This is a genomic window from Rathayibacter sp. VKM Ac-2803 (assembly GCF_009807175.1).
GTDB lineage: Bacteria > Actinomycetota > Actinomycetes > Actinomycetales > Microbacteriaceae > Rathayibacter.
In genome coordinates this window covers 2,116,370-2,130,923 of record NZ_WUCD01000001.1, presented here as the reverse complement: position 1 = coordinate 2,130,923, position 14,554 = coordinate 2,116,370, and the positions used below count along the sequence as shown (strand labels likewise).

The window sequence follows — 14,554 nt, the reverse complement described above, 5'->3', positions numbered from 1 at the left end:
GGGGCATGAGCACGATCCTGCGCCGCGTCACCGCCGCCGTCGCCGTCGCCGCCGTGACCGCCCTCCTCGTCACGGGCTGCGCGGGGCGGACGGACGTGGCGTCGTCGCGGACGCCGCTGCCGACTCCGACCGTCTCGGCGACGCCCTCCGCGACTCCGCAGTCGACCGTGACTCCGGGGCCGACCGCCGCACCGGAGCCCCCTGTCGCGCCGGAGCCGACGATCGCCCCCGAGCCCACCGTTGCACCGGAGCCGCCCGTCGCACCGGAGCCGCCCGCAGCGCCGGAGGTCGCGCGCTGCGTCGGCAGTGACCTGGTGCTCGAGTACCGCCCCGATCCCGAGGCCTCCGGTGCCGGCAGCAGCGCCTTCGACCTGGTCTTCACGAACGCCACCGCCGCGACCTGCACCCTCGCGGGGATCCCGGGCGTCTACGCGACCGACGCCGACGGCGTCCGCCTCGGAGCGGTCGCGGCCGCCACGGGACCGAACCCGTACGGACTCGTCCCCCTGGTCCCCGGCGGGCAGGCCGACGTCCGCGTGGCGTGGCACTCCCCCGGCGCTCACGGCTGCCCCACCGCGACCTCCGCGTACCTCGTGGCCGAGGTCGTCGACGCGGTGGACGCCGCCGTCCGCGCTCCCGCCTCGATCGAGGTCTGCACCGACGGCACCGTCTTCATGGAGGCGTCGACCTACACTCTGCTGGGCTGAGAGGCCGCGAGCACGATCCTGACCGCGTCTCCCGGCGCCAGGCGGATCGGGCCGGTGTCGTCGCCGGCGCCGCCCGCTCGTCGCCACCGGACGACTCCTGGCGCGGCGACCTCGACCGCCTCGCCCCCGAGGTTGCCGAGCAGGATGACGATCTCGTCCCCGCGGGCCGCGCCCAGTGCGGCGAGGCCCGATGCCTCGACGGCGAGGCGCGCGGCTCCTGTCAGCTCGGCGGCCCACTCGAGGACGCGGCCCGCGGGCGTCGGCCCGTCGTCGCCGGCGATCCCCCGCGGCCCCCACTGCTCGAAGAAGGCGAGGGAGTCGACGCCCTCCTGGGCGAGAGCGTCGAGACTCCCGACCACCCAGGCCGCGAGCGCCGGCGACAGCTGCCGCTCCTCGGTCGCGCCGGGGAGGCGGTGCGGGCCGTAGCCGGCCAGATCGATGTCGGAGTCGCCGGGGTCGAACGGCGAGGTCGAGACGGCGTTCATCCGCGAGCCCAGCGTGACCGGCCCGATGTGCAGGCGACGTCCGCCGGCGATCCGCGTCGCGTCGCGGACCACGGTGCGCTGCTGCTCGAGCGACTCGACGAGCTGGTGACCCGAGCGGTCGTGCATGAACGGGGTGAGGCTGAAGGCGAGCGGAGCGTCGACTCCGGCCAGCGCCTCCGCGCCCCGGTTCAGCTCGGTGAAGTGCGAGCGGACACCGCCGATCACCTCGGCACCGCGCTCGTCGGCGGCTCGCCGCGCCCGGTCGAGGAGCTCCGGCTCACTCCGGTGACCGACGGCCGCGAAGACCCCCAGGCGCGAGAACGCCGTGGCACCGAGCTCGTCGAGAACGGTGTCGACGTCGTCGACCGTCGCGGCCACGATCCGCAGATCGATCGGGCCGGGAGCGTCCTCGATCGCGCGGTGCAGTGCTCGCCGCCAGCCCGCCCACCGCGGGTCGATCTCGACCAGCAGGCCGAGGGCGGCGCGGTACGGCGAGCGCTCCGAGACGGGAGCGCTGGACGCGGCAGTGCGGATCTCGGGGAGCGGGTACGACTCCCCGCCGGTGCGCAGCGTCACGACCTCGGCGCTCTCGGGGGCCGGCTCCCGCCGGGGGGCGGTCGGCGGGGTGGCGGCGCAGGCGATCCGGACGCTCTGGCGCACGGTGTCGCCCGCGCCGACCGGCACGGGGAAGGGCAGATCGAGCGGAGTGGAGTAGGTCTTGAACGAGGAGTCGGTCCAGTTGCGCTGGTCCTCCATCTCGAACACGTCGCCCTCGAACGAGAGGTCGACCGGCAGGTCGCCCACGCGGAACGCGAGCCCCGCCAGGTCTCGCGCCGGCTGGTGCGGGGCGATCCGCTCGGGGAAGACCAGCGACTCGCGGGCGCCGTCGGGACGGCGGGCCTCGAACGGCGCGCCCGCTTCCCGGGGGGAGTGCAGGACGACCAGCCCGAGCCGGTTGCGGAGGAACGAGGAGGCCGCGACCGCCTCGAGGGAGATCGTCAGCGCCGCGTCCTCGACGCCGACCCGCAGAGTCCAGTGCACCCGCGCCGCCGCGTCCGAGCTCTCGCCCTCGATCAGCAGACCGCCGTCCGCCGCAACGGCGGAGGCCCGCGTCGTCGGCAGCGTGCCCCAGTCGCGGTCGCGGACCACGAAGCGGACGCCGCGGAGGATCAGCGCCGTGCCGTAGCGGAGGTCGTCGAGTCGACCGTCCGAAAGGCGGAAGGACCACTCGCCCGCGCGGATCAGCTGCTCGTCGCGCTCGGCGGGGAGCAGGAGGTCGACGGGGAGCGCGGGCTCCGTCGGCAGGATCCGGATCGCGACCATCCTCAGAGCGTCGTCATGCCGCCGTCGACGCGGAACAGGGCTCCGGTCGCGTAGCTCGACTCGTCGCTGGCGAGGTAGACCATGATCCCCTCGACGTCCTCCGCCGAGCCCGGGCGGCCGAGCGGGATGCGGGAGGTGATGGCGGCGCGGGCGGCGGCGTCTCCGGAGATCGCGGTGACGAGCGGAGTCTCGGTGTACCCGGGCACGACCGTGTTGACGCGGATCCCCTCGCCGGCGTACGCGGCGGCGACCGTGCGGGCGAGACCGTGGATGCCGGCCTTCGAGCTGCTGTAGGCGGTGAAGTCCTGGCCCTCGCCGTTGAGCCCGGTCGGGCTGCCGGTGAGGATGATCGAGCCGCCGCGTCCCCGGAGGGCGCGCACCGCGTGCTTCACCGTGAGGAAGGTGCCGGTGAGGTTGATGTCGAGGGTGCGGCGCCAGACGTCCAGCTCGAGGTCGGCGATCTTCGCGTCCTGCCCGAACAGCTGGACACCGGCGTTCGCGACGATCACGTCGGGGCTGCGGCCCTCGTCGCCGAGGCGGGCGAAGGCCTGCTCGACGCTCGACTCGTCCGAGATGTCGAGAGCGACGGCGATCGCCTCGGGGAACGCGGAGGCGGCGCTCTCGGCCGCGGCCAGGTCGCGATCGGAGAAGGCGACGCGGGCCCCCTCCCGAGCGAAGCGCTCGGCGACGGCTCTGCCGATGCCGGAGCCGGCTCCCGTGACGAGGGCGTTCTTGCCGATGAGGCGACCGGTCATGCGTTCTCTCCTTCGAGGTGCGTTCTGCTCCGATCATAGGAGTCCAACCGGTTGACCGCATCACTCGCATCCCCTCTGCGAGCGAGCACCACGCGGATCCCGGGCGCGCGACCCCTTGACCGGGGTCGGGCAGGGAGTCACGCTCGACTCGTCCCGCTCCCCCCAGTCTCCGGAGGTCACCATGAAGGTCGGCTCGCTCATTCTCCGTCTCGCCGTCGGCGGTCTCTTCGTCGGCCACGGCCTGCAGAAGCTCCGCGGCTCGTTCGGCGGCCCCGGTCTCGAGGGCACCCAGCAGATGATGGAGAGCCTCGAGATGCACCCGCCCCGGCGCAACGCGCTCGCCGCGGCCGTGACCGAGACGGCCGGCGGTGCGGCCCTCGCTCTCGGAGCAGCCACGCCGCTCGCCGCGGCGGGTCTGATCGCGACCATGGTCACCGCGGTCCGCAAGGTGCACTGGAGCAACGGCCTGTGGAACGCGGGCGGAGGCTGGGAGTTCAACGGCCTGCTGGTTGCCGCGTCGGCCGCGATCGTCGCCGACGGTCCGGGACCTCTCTCGTTCGACGGTCTCCTCGGGAAGAAGAAGTGGGGCGCGGGCTGGGCGCTCGTCGCCGTGGTCGCCGGAGCGGTCGCCTCGACGGCCGCGATCGAGGCCGGCCGCCGCGCCGCCGGCTCCTCCTCGCCCGACTCCGCCGCCTCGGTCGACTCTCCCGCGTCGACGGACTCCCCCACGTCGCCCGACTCGCCGACCTCGGCCGCCGACGGCACCGCCTGATCCCGCGCCGAGCGGCGCGGCCGCTACCGTCGGAGCATGAGTTCCGACCCCACCGCTGCCTGGCAGGACTCCGTCGACCGGCTGTGGCAGCACGATGATCCCGAGCACGTCCTCGCCCGGATGCGCGGCCTCGCTGCGGAGTTCCCGGGCTCCGACGGCTCCGCACACTTCGAGCTCGGCGGCGCCCTCGACAGCGCCGGGCACGAGGCGGAGGCGGCCGTGGAGTACGAGCGCGCCCTCGCGGCCGGGCTCGATGACGAGCGACGCGCGCGGCTGAGCATCCAGTACGCCTCCACCCTGCGGAATCTCGGTCGCGCCGAGGAGGCGGTGGAGCTCCTCAGCGCCTCGCCCTCGCATCCCGCGATCGGCGCGGCCCGGGAGGTGTTCCTCGCCCTCGCCCTGCACAGCGCGGGGCGCCCCGACGAGGCGCTGCGGATCGCGCTCGAAGCGCTCGTTCCCGCTCTTCCCCGCTATCAGCGCTCCGTCACCGCCTACGCCGCCGACCTCGCGCCGGAGGCGCCCCGACGCACTCGATGAACTGATCACGGGTGCTCGGAGGCGGCGACGAGCGACTCCGAGGCCGCGCCGACGACCCAGTCCGGCAGCGAACGGGACGCGAAGACCGTGCGGTAGAGCTGGGCCATCGAGTAGCCCGGATCGATCCGGAGCGCCGACTCCAGATGGACAGCCGCCAGTGACGCCACTCCGAGCGCCCACCAGCACCAGGCGAGGACCGTCAGCACCGGGGGTCGCGCCTCCCTCGGCGCGAGTGCGGCGAGGCGGGCGAGCGAGGCGGTCGCCCGCTCCACCCGGCGCCGATCCGGACCGGCGCCGGTCCCCATCATCAGGGCCGCCGACGCGAGGTCGTGCTCGTCGACGTCGCTCGCGGCGGTCTCGCGCTCGACGATCTCGTCCATCGACTCGCCGGTCGTCGCCTGCACGGCCTCGAGACGGTGCTGCAGGCGGCGCGACTGCTCTGCCGCCCCGCGCCCGAGCGCGATCTGGATGGTGATCCGGTCGCGCAGCGCCGGCGACTGCATCACGCGGATGATCCGCGCATCCTGCCCGGCCGTCGGCGGCGAGGCGAGCCAGCGCTCGACCATCGAGATCGCGTCGAGCGCCACTCCCGGCCCCCGGTCGAGGACCGCCGCGACGATCGCGCGGTCGGCCGCGGACACGTCGGGCAGCCCGGCGAGCGCCCGGACGTCGAGCGGATCCGGTGTCGCCGCCCTCGCGAGTATCCCTGCCTCGCTCCCCTCGAGCTCGGACAGCGGCCGCGGGCTCCGGCTCTCGGCCGGAATGGTGTACCGGCCCCAGCCGTCCGCCGCGACGCAGGCCACTCCGACGATCCCGAGATCGGTCCGCTCCAGCCGGCGGAGCACCGCCCGACCGAGATCGAGCAGAGGGATGCCGCGCGACTGCTCGAAGGTGCCGCTCGTGTAGACGACGGCCAGCGCGGCGTCGGCGTCCCGCACCGCCGCCATCAGTCCGGTGCAGCCCCGAGCCAGAGCCTGGATCTCGGATCGGCGCAGTCTGTCGGGCAGCGGGAGCCGGAACCCGCCGCCCGCCCGCCTTCCCAGGAACGGCACGACGACGAGGGAGTCCTCGGCTCTCATCCCGATCATCGAGGGGACGATGGCGAGCAGATCGGCGAACTCACGGGCGCGGAGCAGCTCCGGTTCGCGAGCGGGGGCGGTCGAGGGCGAGCGATCGGTTGCGGTCATGCGGCCACAGTCGTCGTTCCGCGCCGACCGCGGAGGCCGCACAGCCCGATCGGTGGAGAGGGGCCGTCAGGAGCGGCCTGGGGAGGACGGTCGCTGACCGTCGCCGGCGGACGCGACCGCCTCCCGCAGCCTCTCGAGCGCCGTCGCGACGACCGAGATCGTCTCGGGACTCCCCTCCAACCGGAACCCGACGTGCGCCGGGATCCAGACGAGTGCCGAGAGCAGGCCCTCGGACGTCTCGGCATCGATCGGCCATCTCGTCAGCCTCTCGCCCTCGGCGACCGCACCGGCCGACCACCTGCCGAGCAGGGCCGTCGCCTCACCGAGGGGCAGCGGCAGCAGGACGTCCAGGCGGAACTCGCCCCGCCCCGCCGTGTCCGCCACGGCGTCCGGGCCGATCCTCGCCTCGAAGCGGACGCGCGTCCCGGTCAGCCGGCGCGTCCTGTCCAGCCGGAAGGTCCGCCATCCCTCCCGGCGCAGGTCCCAGCCGATGAGCACCCAGGTGCGCCGGGTGGAGACCACGGCGTGCGGGTCCACGAGCCGATCCGACTCCGCGCCGTCCGCCGCGGTGTAGTGGAAGCGGATGCGCTCCTGGTCGCGACAGGCGAGCGCCAGCCGACCGAGCAGCTCCTGCGGAACCGCCGCCTCGCGCGGCAGCCGCCACCGCTGCAGGCGACTCACGGCGTTCACCCGCTCGCGCAGCGCCGACGGCAGCACCTGCTCGAACTTCGCCAGCGCGCTCAGCGTGGTCCGGGCGCCGTCCTCGAGCCCCTCGTCCGCCGCCAGGCGCAGCCCGACCGCGACGGTCACCGCCTCGTCGTCGGTGAGGAGGAGGGGCGGCACGCGCGTGCCGGCCTCGAGACGATAGCCGCCGGTGGCACCGCGGGCCGCCACGACCGCGTAGCCGAGCTCGCGGAGGCGCTCGACATCGCGCCGCAGGGTCCGTTCGGTGACCCAGGCGCGCCGCGAGCACCGGCCCGCTCCACTGCTGATGGGTCTGCAGCAGGTCGAGCAGCGCGAGAACGCGGGAGGTCGTCTGGGACATGCGGCGATTCTGCTACCGAATCAGGACAGGAAACGACCTGATCGGGCTCTAGCGTCGATCTCGCGACGGCCCGACCGGCCGCCGCCCCGCGAAGGAGCAGAGGAGAACCCCATGGACATGAAGCTCGAACTGATCCCCGTCCCGGTCACGGACGTCGACCGGGCGAAGGACTTCTACGTGAACACCATCGGCTTCATCGCCGACCACGACCACGTGGTGCACGAGGGCCTGCGCTTCGTGCAGCTCACCCCTCCCGGCTCGGCGTGCTCCATCGTCCTCGGCATCGGCATCACCGAGATGGAGCCGGGCTCGCAGAAGGGGCTGCAGATGGTCGTCGCGAGTGCAAAGGAGGCGCACGCAGAGCTCCGGGCGCGGGGCGCCGAGGTCTCCGAGATCGACTCGCAGCCCTGGGGCGAGTTCGTCTACTTCGCCGATCCCGACGGCAACACCTGGGCGCTCCAGCAGATCGTCCACCCGAGCTGACGATCCGGACGACCTCATCCTGAGACGATCGCCCCCTTCCTGACACTGTCAGAGTGAGGGCGAGAAGAGGTGGGGTCGTGACGACGGTGCAGGAGACGGATGCGGAGCTCGTGCGTCGTGCCGCCGCCGGCAGCGAGCTCGCCTTCCGGAGCCTCTACCGGGCCTACATCCGGCCGGTCTACTGGCTCGCGCACGGCGTTCTGCGCGATGCGGGCGAGGCCGAGGACATCGCGCAGGAGACCTTCGTCATCGCATGGAGCAAGCTCGGCGGGCTCGAGCTCGCGAGCGACTCCCTCCTCCCCTGGCTTGCGACGATCTGCCGATTCCAGGCGGCGAACCGGGTCCGCTCCCGTCGGCGTGATCGCGAGCAGACCGTCGAGGCCGACGACGACCTCGCGTCGCCGCACGACCTCGAGCAGCAGATGGTGACGACGGCGCTCACCGAGGCGATCCTGCGCGAGACCCAGGGGCTCGGCGAGCTCGACCGGGCGATCTTCCGGCTCTGCGCCACCGAGGGCCGCGGGTACGACGAGGCCGCCGCGACCCTCGGCGTCTCGCACGCCACCGTCCGCAACCGCCTGTCCCGGGTGCGCCGCCGCCTGCGCCTCGTGGTCGACGACTTCCGAGGAGCGGAGCAGCCGTGACCGACCCCATCACCCTCGCCCCCCTTGCCGACGAGAGGGTCTCCGCCCTCGAGGCCCGGGTCTTCCGCTCCATCGGCGCCTCCCGAACGGCTCGGGCGTCACGCCGTCGCCGAACGGCGACCCTCGGAGGCGCCGCCGCAGGCCTGCTCGTCCTCGCGGTGGTCATCGGTCCCCTGGTCGGCACCATCGGCACGGGCTCTTCCTCGAGCGCCGGATCCTCGGCCGCCGACGAGGCGCCGGCGTTCGCGGGTTCCGGCAACGAGTCGAACCCGCAGACGGCCCCCGACTCCCCGGAGTCGGCCGCAGGCGATGCATCGACGCGCGAGATCGTGTCGAGCGCCTCCGCCACCCTCGAGGTCGACTCCGTCAGCGACGCCCTCGACGCGCTCGGCAGCACCGCGACGGCCCTCGGCGGCTACGTCGAGAGCTCGACCACGTCCGCCCTCGAGGCGACGACCGACGCGATGGCCGTCGATCCGTACGTCTCCGCACCCGTGCCCGAGGGCTCGGGCGTGATCACGATCCGAGTCCCGGCCGACCGACTTGCCGAGGCGCGCGACTCCCTCACCGCCCTCGGCACCGTGACCGAGAGCTCGATCAGCCGCGCCGACGTCACGACGCAGGCCATCGATCTGCGCGCCCGCGTCGACTCGGCGCAGGCCTCCGTCGACCGGCTCACCGAGCTCATCGCCCAGGCCGGCAGCCTCCCCGATCTGCTCGCGGCCGAGTCCGCTCTCGCCGATCGCCAGGCCTCGCTCGAGTCCGCCCAGCAGCAGCTCACGGCCCTCGAGGGCCAGGTGTCCCTCGCCTCCCTCACGGTCACCGCTGTTCCGGAGTCGTCTCCCACCTCGGCGCAGCCGACGGGCTTCCTCGATGGTCTCCTCGCCGGCTGGAACGGCCTGATCGTCGCGGCGAACGGCGCTCTGGTCGGCATCGGCTTCCTCCTCCCCTGGCTCGCCGTCGGAGGAGTCGTCGCCCTGATCGTCGTCGCCGTCCGTCGGCGCCGAGGTCCGCCCGCGACGCACCGACCCGACAGCGCCGGAAGCGGGGACGGCGATGGGTGAGGACTCCGCCGCTGCGGCGATCGAGATCGAGGCGAGCCCGCAGGTCGTCTGGCAGGCGCTCGTCGACCGGGCCGCGTGGTGGCCCGAGCTCCGGTTCGAGCCCGTCGCAGGGTCACCCTTGCGCGAGACCTGGTCCGACGGTGGGGAGTCGTTCGAAGCGAACGGCCACGTCGTCGAGGCGGCGGCTCCTGAACGGCTCGAGTACGAGTGGAGGGAACCCGGCTGGAAGGGGCCGCTCACCGTCCGGATCCTGCTGTCGCGCAGCGTCCGCGGTACCCGAGTCGAGATCACCGAGGAGGGCTTCACCCGGATCGGCGTCTCCGGCGAGCTGCGGCACGCTCATGAGCGCGGCTGGCGGTACCACCTGGGCCGTCTTCGCGAGGCCTGCACTCCGCCACCGGTCGAGGCGCGGATGATCGTCGGTCCCTGACCCGCTGACGGGTCGTCACGAGGTCCGATCGCCGATCAGCTTCGCAGCACCTTCGCCATCGGCCTGCTCGTACGCAGTTCATCGATGAGCTTGTCGAGCCGGCGGATCTTCTGCATCAGCGGATCCTCCACCTCCTCCACGCGCACACCGCAGACCACGCCGGTCACCAGGTCGGTGTTCGGGTTCATGGTCGCCCGGGCGAAGAACTCCTCGAAGGTCGTGCCGTTCTCGAGGTGCCCCAGCAGCTCGGCGTCGGAGTAGCCGGTCAGCCACTCGATGACCGCGTCGACGTCGGCCTTCGTCCGCCCTCTGCGCTCGGCCTTCGCGACGTAGTGCGGATACACCGAGGCCACGCTGGTCGTGAAGATCCTGTGCATGCCCGCCAGGGTACGCGCGGGTCCGACGGGAGCACCACAGCCGGCCTGCCCGCGGGGGCACGGACCCGAGCCGTCGCGACGTCTGGCCGGAAAACGCGCCTCCGGGCGGCACCCTCGTACTCTCTCAGCGAAGGGGCGCCCGAGCCGACGTCGCACGCGACTCCGAGTCCGGAGTTCCGTCCCGGACATGACGAAGCCCCGATGAGAACGACGTCTCATCAGGGCTTTCTGTCGGGCTGACAGGATTTGAACCTGCGACCCCTTGACCCCCAGTCAAGTGCGCTACCAAGCTGCGCCACAGCCCGTGGCAGTCCGGGACGAGGCCCGGGCAACTCGACTACCCTAGCGGATCGCACCGCGGGAAGTGAAAACGAGAGCGGCACTCGGCGTTGCGTAGACTCGCCGGGGCGCCGAGTTCGACGCCGCGAGACCCCGGGAGGCAGCAGCAGTGGACGCACGGCAGAAGCGGTCGCAGGTGGCCCTGCACAGGGCCATCATCGACCTGGCTACTGCCACGGAGGTCTCGAGTCTGACGGTGTCGGACATCACCGATCGCGCCGGCGTGAACCGCTCGACGTTCTACGCGCACTCCGCCTCCGCCGCCGATCTCCTCTGCGCCGCCCTCCGCGGTGAGCTCGACGTCGTCCGGGACGAGTACCTCGCCACTCTCCGCGAGGGAGTCGCGACCGACGCGGCCATCCGGCGGGGGACGGCGGGGATCCTGGCGCACCTGGAGGCGCACCGCGATCTCTACCTGCGCGCCTTCGACTCCGCAGGGGGTGACTCGGGACTCCGGGCGATGCTCGCCCGTCACTTCCGCTCGTCGGTCATCGAAACACTCGCGACGGGCACACTCGAGCTGCCCGACGCCGATGGGCTCGGGGGGTTCCTGGCCGAGGGCACGGCGTCGTTCCTGGCCGCGGGATCGACCGGCCTGATGGAGGAGTGGCTCCGCCTTCCGGCGCCGCGCACGCCCGACAGCTACCTCGCCGCGTACCGCCGCCTGCTCCCGTCGTGGTGGCCCTTCGCCACCAGCGACTGAGACGCCTCCCCGGCGCTTCGACGCGCAACGAGCTCCGGCTCGCGGAGACACGTCCGGCTCGCAGAATCCGAGGATTCCTGCGAGCCGAACGCGGAACGACGAGCCGAAGCAGCCTGAGGCAGGACCTCAGCGCACCCGCTTCTCGCGGACGCGCATGTTGACGTTCACCGGCGACCCCTCGAACCCGTAGATCTCGCGGAGTCGGCGCTGGATGTAGCGGCGGTAGCCCGGGTCGAGGAACCCGGTCGTGAAGAGCACGAATGTCGGCGGACGCGACGACGCCTGCGTGCCGAACAGCACACGCGGCTGCTTGCCGCCGCGCAGCGGGTGCGGGTGCGCCGCCGTGAGCTCGGCGAGGAACGCGTTGAACTTGCCGGTCGGGATGCGGGTGTCCCACGACTCGAGGGCGAGCTCGAGGGCGGGAACCAGCTTCTCGAGGTGGCGGCCGGTCTTGGCCGAGATGTTGACGCGCGGCGCCCACGCCACGTGGTGGAGGTCCTTCTCGATCTCGCGCTCGAGGTAGCGGCGGCGCTCGTCGTCGAGGAGGTCCCACTTGTTGAAGGCGAGGACCAGGGCGCGGCCCGACTCGAGGACGAGGTCGATGATCCTGACGTCCTGCTCCGAGATCGGCTCCGATACGTCGATCACGACGACCGCGACCTCGGCCTTCTCGAGAGCGGTCGAGGTCCGCAGCGACGCGTAGAAGTCGGCGCCCTGCTGCAGGTGCACGCGGCGGCGGATGCCGGCGGTGTCGACGAAGCGCCACACCTTGCCGGCGATCTCGACCTGCTCGTCGACCGGGTCGCGGGTGGTGCCGGCGAGCTCGTTGACGACGACCCGCTCCTCACCCGCGGCCTTGTTCAGGAGGCTCGACTTGCCGACGTTCGGTCGGCCGAGGATCGCGACCCGGCGGGGCCCGCCGATCTCGCGCTTGGCGACGGCCGACTCGAGGGGCAGCTTCTTCAGCACCGTGTCGAGCAGATCCGCGACGCCGCGACCGTGCACGGCCGAGACGGGGTACGGCTCGCCGAGGCCGAGCGACCACAGTGAGGCGGCGTTCGGCTCCTGGCGCACGTCGTCGACCTTGTTGGCCGCGAGGAACACGGGCTTCTTCGTCTTGCGCAGCAGGCGAACGACGTGCTCGTCGGTCGCGGTCGCACCGACGTTGGCGTCGACCACGAAGATCACGGCGTCGGCCAGGTCGATCGCGATCTCGGCCTGCACCGCGACGGACGCGTCGATGCCGCGGGCGTCGGGCTCCCATCCGCCGGTGTCGACGATGGTGAAGGCGCGGTCGAGCCACTCGGCCTTGTACGAGACGCGGTCGCGCGTGACACCGGGGGTGTCCTCGACGACGGCCTCGCGGCGGCCGAGGATGCGGTTCACGAGCGCGGACTTGCCCACGTTCGGACGGCCGACGATCGCCACGACCGGCAGTGCCGGGAGGTAGATCACCTCGTCGGAGTCGCCGCTCGCGTACTCGAGGAGTGTCAGGTCCTCCTCGTCGAGGTCGTAGTCCTCGAGTCCGCTGCGCAGCGCCTGGGCGCGGGAGGCGGCGAGCTGCTCGTCGAGGTCGCCGAGGCGATCGACGAGATCGTCGTCCGGGAAGTTCAGCTCGTCGTCACCGACGTGAGTGTCCTGTGCCATGATCGGCCCTTGCTCTCGAAGTTCGGACCTCGGCGACGACCGCGTCGACGGTCTGCTCGAAGTCGAGATGAGTGGAGTCGAGAAGAGTGACTCCTTCTGCGGCGTTCATGAAGTCGACCACCTGGGAGTCGGCGCGGTCCCTCGACCGCAGTGCCAGACCCGTCGCCTCAGCGGATTCCGTGGTGACTTCGCGCGAACGCCTCGCCATCCTAGCCTCTTCGCTCGCGGTGAGGAGGATCCGCACGGGAGCGGTCGGCGCCACCACCGTGGTGATGTCGCGTCCCTCGACGATGATGCCCGCCTTGCGGGTCTCGCCGATGATGCGGCGGAAGAGCAGCGTGATCCTCCGTCGCACCTCCGGCACCTTCGCCACGGCCGACACCTGCGCGGTGACGCGCGGCTCGCGGATCGCCGCCGTCACCTCCGTCCGCCCCACCCAGACCGAGTAGGTCTCGGGATCGGTGCCGATCGAGTAGTCGAAGCCGTCGAGCGCGTCGACGATGGCGATCTCGTCCGAGAAGTCCAGCCCGATGTCGAGTCCGTGCCAGGCGAGCGCGCGATAGGCGGCGCCCGTGTCGAGGAACTCGAAGTCGAGCCGGCGCGCGGCCTCGCGCGAGACGCTCGACTTGCCGCTGCCGGCCGGTCCGTCGACGGCGACGACGGTCGCCTCGCCGAAGTCGGCCGACTCGTCGACCGCCGCGCGACGCGACTGCTCGACCGCGTCGCCGCCGTCCTCGGGAATGCTCTGCTGGGCGCGGCGGGCCGGGGTCATCCGGTTCAGTCCGCCGTCCTGCCTGTTCTGCTCGGTGCTCATACGCTCTCGGTGCTCATCTGCTCGGTGCTCATCAACTCGGCGCTCATCTGCTCGGCGCTCATCCACTGGGCGCGCCCGCTCAGCGCCCGCTCCGTCCTCGTCGGCCCGCCGCGCGCCCGCTCGGCGCTCATCCGGCGATCCGCCAGCCGCGCGCCGTCAGCTCGTCGGTCAGCGGGCCGACCGCCTCGGGCACCACCGAGATCTCGGCGAGTCCGACCCGGCGCCCCTCCGCGTGCTCGAGGCGCACGTCCTCGAGGTTCACGCCCGCCTCGCCGATCTCGACCAGGAGGCGCGCGAGGGTGCCGGGCAGATCGTCGATCAGCACGATCAGGGTCGCGAAGCGCTGGGCCTGCCCGTGCTTGCCCGGCAGCCGGGCGACTCCGGCGTTGCCCGCGGCGAGGTGCTCTGCGAGGAGGCGGCGAGTGCCGGGGGCGTCGAGCTCGCGCAGCGCGTCGGCCACCTCGGCCACGTCGTCGCGGAAGCTGTCGAGGACCGCCACGATGTGGTCGCGATTCGCTCCGAGGATCTGCACCCAGAGCTCGGGGGCGGACGCCGCGAGGCGGGTGACGTCGCGGACCCCCTGGCCGGCGAGCCGCAGGGCGTCGTCGGGTGCGTCGAGGAGGCGCTGCCCCAGCAGCGACGAGACGATCTGCGGCACGTGCGAGACGAGGCCGACCGAGAGGTCGTGCTGCTCCGGCTCCATCTCGACGATCGTCGCGCCCAGGTCGAGAGCCAGCGCCTCGACCCGCGCGAGGGCGTCCGGAGTCGTCTCGCCGTCGCGGCAGACCACCCACGGCCGCCCGACGAACAGGTCCCCGCGCGCGGCGACGGGGCCTCCGCGCTCGCGGCCGGCCATCGGGTGCGAGCCGATGTAGCGGACCAGGTCGACCCCGCGGGCCCGCAGCTCGCGCAGGGGCTGCATCTTCACGCTGGCGACGTCGGTGACGACAGCGGAGGGATGCGCGGCGAGCTCGCGCTCGACGACGCTCGCGACGACGTCGGGCGGCACGCAGACCACGACCAGCACGGGGTCGTCATCGTCGGAGGCGGCGCGGCCGGCGCCGTAGTCGATGGCGAGCGCGAGGCTCGCGGGCGAGGCGTCGTCGAGCACCACATCGACCCCGCGCGAGGCGAGGCCGAGGCCGATGGACGCGCCGAGGAGTCCCGAGCCGACCACGCGCACCGTCCCCGTCGTCCGCATCGCGGGCGGGGCGGGGTGCAGCAGCTCGTTCACCCCGACAG

17 protein-coding genes and 1 tRNA gene are annotated in these 14,554 nt (G+C 72.8%); 8 read left to right on the top strand and 10 right to left on the bottom strand.

Annotated elements, in window-relative coordinates; translation table 11 throughout:
* The first annotated feature begins 5 nt into the window (after window positions 1-5).
* Entirely contained in the window at window positions 6-707 is a 702-nt protein-coding gene (locus GRS96_RS09915) for a DUF4232 domain-containing protein (RefSeq protein ID WP_159857031.1), read from the top strand.
* Here the strand turns inward: GRS96_RS09915 and GRS96_RS09910 are convergent.
* Complete coding sequence (locus tag GRS96_RS09910) at window positions 689-2,515, bottom strand: hypothetical protein (protein ID WP_159988384.1); 1,827 nt, start codon at window positions 2,513-2,515, stop codon at window positions 689-691. The two genes, GRS96_RS09915 and GRS96_RS09910, sit on opposite strands and share 19 nt — an antisense overlap.
* A gap of 2 nt (window positions 2,516-2,517) precedes the next feature.
* The gene (locus GRS96_RS09905; protein WP_159988383.1) at window positions 2,518-3,270 is read right to left on the bottom strand and encodes an SDR family NAD(P)-dependent oxidoreductase; all 753 of its coding nucleotides are present in this window, start codon (window positions 3,268-3,270) and stop codon (window positions 2,518-2,520) included.
* Between the two features lie 181 nt (window positions 3,271-3,451).
* Between GRS96_RS09905 and GRS96_RS09900 the strand changes: the two genes are divergently transcribed.
* Window positions 3,452-4,042, top strand: coding sequence for a DoxX family protein (locus tag GRS96_RS09900; RefSeq protein ID WP_159988382.1), 591 nt, complete (start codon window positions 3,452-3,454; stop codon window positions 4,040-4,042).
* Window positions 4,043-4,078: 36 nt separating this feature from the next.
* Window positions 4,079-4,579: a tetratricopeptide repeat protein gene (locus GRS96_RS09895; protein ID WP_236553607.1), complete on the top strand. Its 501-nt coding sequence runs from the start codon at window positions 4,079-4,081 to the stop codon at window positions 4,577-4,579.
* A 5-nt stretch (window positions 4,580-4,584) separates the two neighbouring features.
* On the opposite strand, the gene GRS96_RS09890 is transcribed toward GRS96_RS09895, so the two are convergent.
* Together GRS96_RS09890 and GRS96_RS09885 are read right to left on the bottom strand one after the other, a co-directional pair.
* Window positions 4,585-5,766 (bottom strand): DUF4192 family protein, encoded by a 1,182-nt coding sequence (locus tag GRS96_RS09890; protein ID WP_159988381.1) that lies wholly within the window; start codon window positions 5,764-5,766, stop codon window positions 4,585-4,587.
* A 66-nt stretch (window positions 5,767-5,832) separates the two neighbouring features.
* Window positions 5,833-6,660, bottom strand: coding sequence for a helix-turn-helix transcriptional regulator (locus GRS96_RS09885; protein WP_236553606.1), 828 nt, complete (start codon window positions 6,658-6,660; stop codon window positions 5,833-5,835).
* A gap of 262 nt (window positions 6,661-6,922) precedes the next feature.
* On the opposite strand from GRS96_RS09885, the gene GRS96_RS09880 reads away from it, so the two are divergent.
* The 4 genes from GRS96_RS09880 (at window position 6,923) to GRS96_RS09865 (ending at window position 9,432) form a co-directional block, all read left to right on the top strand.
* A complete protein-coding gene (locus GRS96_RS09880) occupies window positions 6,923-7,294 on the top strand; it encodes a VOC family protein (protein WP_159857017.1) in 372 nt (123 codons plus the stop codon).
* Between the two features lie 77 nt (window positions 7,295-7,371).
* A complete protein-coding gene (locus GRS96_RS09875) occupies window positions 7,372-7,938 on the top strand; it encodes an RNA polymerase sigma factor (protein ID WP_159988380.1) in 567 nt (188 codons plus the stop codon).
* A complete protein-coding gene (locus tag GRS96_RS09870; RefSeq protein ID WP_159988379.1) occupies window positions 7,935-9,002 on the top strand; it encodes a DUF4349 domain-containing protein in 1,068 nt (355 codons plus the stop codon). The genes GRS96_RS09875 and GRS96_RS09870 overlap by 4 nt, the downstream gene beginning before the upstream one ends.
* Window positions 8,995-9,432: an SRPBCC family protein gene (locus GRS96_RS09865; protein WP_159988378.1), complete on the top strand. Its 438-nt coding sequence runs from the start codon at window positions 8,995-8,997 to the stop codon at window positions 9,430-9,432. Before GRS96_RS09870 ends, GRS96_RS09865 begins: the two co-directional genes overlap by 8 nt.
* 35 nt (window positions 9,433-9,467) lie before the next feature.
* Here GRS96_RS09865 and GRS96_RS09860 read toward each other — a convergent pair whose 3' ends face one another.
* Together GRS96_RS09860 and GRS96_RS09855 are read right to left on the bottom strand one after the other, a co-directional pair.
* Window positions 9,468-9,809: a DUF2200 domain-containing protein gene (locus GRS96_RS09860; protein ID WP_159857011.1), complete on the bottom strand. Its 342-nt coding sequence runs from the start codon at window positions 9,807-9,809 to the stop codon at window positions 9,468-9,470.
* A 231-nt stretch (window positions 9,810-10,040) separates the two neighbouring features.
* Window positions 10,041-10,114, bottom strand: a tRNA-Pro gene (locus GRS96_RS09855).
* A 230-nt stretch (window positions 10,115-10,344) separates the two neighbouring features.
* On the opposite strand from GRS96_RS09855, the gene GRS96_RS09850 reads away from it, so the two are divergent.
* Window positions 10,345-10,851, top strand: coding sequence for a TetR/AcrR family transcriptional regulator (locus GRS96_RS09850; RefSeq protein ID WP_159988377.1), 507 nt, complete (start codon window positions 10,345-10,347; stop codon window positions 10,849-10,851).
* Between the two features lie 126 nt (window positions 10,852-10,977).
* On the opposite strand, the gene der is transcribed toward GRS96_RS09850, so the two are convergent.
* From der to GRS96_RS09835, 4 genes are read right to left on the bottom strand one after another with little or no spacing between them, the layout of a single operon-like run.
* Entirely contained in the window at window positions 10,978-12,498 is a 1,521-nt protein-coding gene (gene der / locus GRS96_RS09845; RefSeq protein WP_159988376.1) for a ribosome biogenesis GTPase Der, read from the bottom strand.
* Entirely contained in the window at window positions 12,473-13,312 is an 840-nt protein-coding gene (cmk, locus tag GRS96_RS09840; protein ID WP_235022015.1) for a (d)CMP kinase, read from the bottom strand. The genes der and cmk overlap by 26 nt, the downstream gene beginning before the upstream one ends.
* The gene (locus GRS96_RS20800; RefSeq protein WP_268817147.1) at window positions 13,309-13,443 is read right to left on the bottom strand and encodes a hypothetical protein; all 135 of its coding nucleotides are present in this window, start codon (window positions 13,441-13,443) and stop codon (window positions 13,309-13,311) included. The genes cmk and GRS96_RS20800 overlap by 4 nt, the downstream gene beginning before the upstream one ends.
* Window positions 13,440-14,513 carry a prephenate dehydrogenase gene (locus tag GRS96_RS09835; RefSeq protein ID WP_159989299.1) on the bottom strand — a complete coding sequence of 358 codons (1,074 nt, stop codon included), beginning with the start codon at window positions 14,511-14,513 and terminating at the stop codon, window positions 13,440-13,442. Before GRS96_RS09835 ends, GRS96_RS20800 begins: the two co-directional genes overlap by 4 nt.
* Window positions 14,514-14,554 lie beyond the last annotated feature (41 nt).